The sequence below is a fragment of the Streptomyces sp. MBT53 genome (assembly GCF_016654115.1).
GTDB lineage: Bacteria > Actinomycetota > Actinomycetes > Streptomycetales > Streptomycetaceae > Streptomyces.
Genome location: NZ_JAEQAZ010000525.1, coordinates 1 through 360 on the forward strand (window position 1 = coordinate 1; position 360 = coordinate 360).

Sequence of the window (360 nt, forward strand, 5' to 3'; positions counted from 1 at the left end):
GTTCTGAGAAGTCTGAACTCACCACACTGGAGTAATTGATGACGCAGGACAACTGGGACTTTGACACGCTCTCCGGCCCCGTGGTGACGGCGGATACCGCACTTGCCCAGCCGGAGACGGTTAACGCCCAGGTACAGAAGGCCCTCGGAGAATCAATCGGCAACATTCCCTCGGTGCCGGAGCCGTCGGACAGCCACGTAACTCTGCCGGGCGGCATCTACTGGGACGGTGATCTCCTGCGCCATGCGGAAGTGCGGGAGATGACGGGCGATGACGAGGAAGAGCTCGCCCGGGTGAAGGGCAGCCTTGCCCGCTGGGTCAGCGTGCTTCTGGAGCGCTGCGTCGTCCGCATCGGGGACA

1 protein-coding gene is annotated in these 360 nt (G+C 63.1%); it reads left to right on the forward strand.

Features of this window, described 5'->3' with window-relative positions; all coding sequences use genetic code 11:
• Positions 1-38: 38 nt before the first annotated feature.
• Positions 39-360, forward strand: a 322-nt coding sequence (locus tag JHN45_RS52595; protein WP_201056614.1) for a hypothetical protein, incomplete at its 3' end; no start/stop codon positions are given.